Raw genomic sequence first — 1,556 nt, forward strand, 5'->3', positions numbered from 1 at the left:
GGATGTGCGTGCAGCCACGCTTGCAGGGCGTCGGCCGTGCGGCCGGGCAGCACGTCGATCCGCTCGTGGGTCTCGGCATCGATGATCACGGTGGCGTAGCGGTGCCGCCGGCGCAGAGCGAAGTCGTCGACGCCGATCACACGGGGCACCCGCCCGGTGGGCAACGGTATGCGCAGCAGAGTGCGCAGGGCTGTGTGGCGAGACAGGCCCACCGCGAGTATCGCCAGCAGACGTGATCCCGCTCGGCCCGCTACAGTAACTCCTTCACCACGGCCTTGACCTGCATGGTCAGGCGGGCCGTGCGTCGCTGATATCGCTCCAGGACACCGGGCATCTGCTCGCGGAAGGTCTGCCGGCAGCCGAGGGTGGGACACACCAGACGCCGCACCCGCACACGGACCACCACCCGCCGGCCGTCGATCGGCACGTCGGCCACCGTGCGCCAGTGATAGCCGTGTACCCGCCCCGACGACGCCCGCACACCGGACAGGCCGCAGTGTCTTGCGGAGTCCGTGCCCGCACCACGACTCGCTCGCCCTCGTCGACCACATCACCGATGACCAGCGGGGACAGCCCTGAAAACACCGTCTGCACAAGCTCGTTGCCATCCTTCACACGGATACCAACGATGCACCAGGACTCTCCGTCACCACCGAATGTGAGACAGGGCCGAACTGCGGACAGACCCGTTTCCAGAGATCCTCATCACAGCGAGATAGATCAGTCACAACATGCCACCACTGTGACTTGACACCACCATTGGGAATCGGTGGTTACTTTGAAGAAGCTCAGTGAACCGAATCGTCGACACTTGCGTTACTCCCTGACGACGGCAGCCACGGAAAGGGGTTCACGATGAGTGGCGGACAACAAGGATCGTTTGATAGTCTAATCCGTCTTTACTCGGGAGGAGATCCGCAGGCTTCTGCGTCCGGGGCCGGTGGGGGACAGGAGGCGGGATTCTCGCGCTATCCGTTGGTCAGCGCTTTGAGCAATGTGAGTCCGGGGGCATTCCTGAATCCCCGGGAAGCGCCGCAGCCTCCGGCCGGTCAATCGCAAGCGACGGCCTCCACGAACTCTAACCAGGCTTCTGCGTCCGGGGCCGGTGGGGGACAGGAGGCGGGATTCTCGCGCTATCCGTTGGTCAGCGCTTTGAGTAATGTGAGTCCGGGGGCATTCCTGAATCCCCGGAAAGCGCCGCAGCCTCCGGCCGGTCAATCGCAAGCGACGGCCTCCACGAACTCTAACCAGGCTTCTGCGCCCCAGGAAGTGTCAACGTGGGAATACAGCGATAGCGAGGGCGAAAGGGAGCCACGCGATCTCCAAGCGGAATTGAACCCGATAGCCCCGCATGCGCATGTGCTTCTACCCTCAGGGACTCGTGCGCGCAATCGAGGACTGGTTGCGCGCGCCGGGAGCGAGGGACCACGGAAACTGACCAAGCCCACGCCGCGGCGGTAGGTAAGACGTTGTCTCACGTGGTCTGATGTCCGTGCGGCATGATGTCGGTCGTGGGTGTCGATCTGTCGCAGCGGCTGGTTCCTGACGAACTGTGG

The 1,556-nt window shown here is 64.0% G+C and carries 1 pseudogene; it reads right to left on the minus strand.

Going from position 1 to position 1,556, the window contains the following annotated elements:
* Positions 1-585 (minus strand): annotated as a pseudogene (locus tag ACFZDK_RS55825) (transposase family protein); the annotation flags it as partial.
* Positions 586-1,556: the final 971 nt, after the last annotated feature.

The organism is Streptomyces sp. NPDC007901, from assembly GCF_042959465.1.
Taxonomy (GTDB): Bacteria; Actinomycetota; Actinomycetes; order Streptomycetales; family Streptomycetaceae; genus Streptomyces.